Origin of the sequence: Mesorhizobium sp. M7A.F.Ca.US.014.04.1.1 (assembly GCF_003998745.1) — a bacterium.
Classification (GTDB): Bacteria; Pseudomonadota; Alphaproteobacteria; order Rhizobiales; family Rhizobiaceae; genus Mesorhizobium; species Mesorhizobium ciceri.
The window spans coordinates 1-1372 of record NZ_RZRW01000975.1 but is presented as its reverse complement, the minus strand read 5'-3'; the positions used below and the strand labels follow the sequence as shown (position 1 = coordinate 1372).

The 1372-nt window shown below is 61.6% G+C and carries 1 protein-coding gene; it reads left to right on the top strand.

The genetic code is table 11. The features are described 5' to 3' along the window. Nucleotides 1-135: 135 nt before the first annotated feature. On the top strand, nucleotides 136-1372 hold a 1237-nt coding region (locus tag EOA22_RS33685; protein ID WP_245478760.1), incomplete at its 3' end, for a glycosyltransferase family 2 protein.

The window sequence follows — 1372 nt, the reverse complement described above, 5'->3', positions numbered from 1 at the left end:
GCGCTATGCCGCCGCCAACGCGCTCCGCTCGTTCGGCCAGAAGGGAGAGCAGGTGCTGCGCGAGATCGCCACCAGCGAGGTCTCGCGCCGCCAGCGCACCGCCTCGCTGATCCTTGCCGAGGGGCCGGCCGCCTGATGTTCGACTGGAGCCAAGAGATCGTCCTGGGTGCCTCCATCCTGTCCTGGTTCATCATTGGGGCAGGGCTGGCGCAGACGGCGGTATACCTGCTGCAGCTTATTATTGCCGCCTACGCGCTGTCCAAGCGCCCGCCAGTCGCGCGTTCGGCGCTGCTGTGGCGCCGTTATGGGGACGTCGCGCCGCCAATCGCGCTCCTGGTACCCGCCTACAATGAGGAAGTGAACGTAGTCGAGAGCGTGCACTCGATGCTGGCGCTTGAATATCCGAATTTCGAGGTGATCGTCATAAACGACGGCTCGAAGGACCAGACTCTGCAGCGCCTTATCGAAGGCTTCAAGCTTGTGAAATTCCATCGGCCCTATGAGGAGGCCCTGACGCACAAGCCGATCCGCGGTCTCTATTCCTCGCCGATGACCGAACGGCTGTTTGTGGTTGATAAGGAAAATGGCGGCAAGGCCGATGCCCAGAATGCCGGCGTCAACGTCTGCCGCGCGCCGCTGTTTTGCGTGATCGACGGCGATTCCATCCTCGAGCCCGATGCGCTAATGCGTGCCGCGCAGCCCTTCATCGACGATCCAGAGCGCACCATCGCTGTGGGCGGCACGATCCGGATCGCCAACGGGTCCAGGATCGAAGGTGGCAGGGTGCGTGAGGTCCGGCTGCCGAACCGGCTGCTGCCCCTGTTTCAGGTGGTCGAATATCTGCGGGCCTTTCTCATGGCGCGGCTTGCCTGGAGCCGCATCAACACGCTGATGCTGGTGTCCGGCGCCTTCGGCATGTTCCGCCGCGCCGAAGTGGTAGCGGTTGGCGGCTTCACCGGTGGGTCGATGGGTGAGGACCTCGATCTTGTGATCAAGCTGCATCGTCACATGATGGACACCAAACGCAAATACCGCATCCAGTTCATTCCTGAGCCGGTGTGCTGGACCGAAGCGCCCGAGTCACTCCGCGTTCTTGCCAGACAACGCACGCGCTGGCAGCGCGGTGCGCTCGAATGCTTCTTCCGTTACCGCTTCATGCTCTTCAACCCCCGTTATGGGCGTGTTGGCTTCCTCGGCTTTGGTCACATACTGGTTGTTGATGTGCTGGGGCCGATTTCGGAAGTCCTAGGCTATGTGCTCATTCCGACCTTTTGGCTGCTCGGCATTCTTTCGACCGAGTATCTCTTGGCGTTCACATCGCTGGTTTTCACCTACGGCGTTTGCGTGAGCGTGTGTTCGCTGGTCCTCGAAG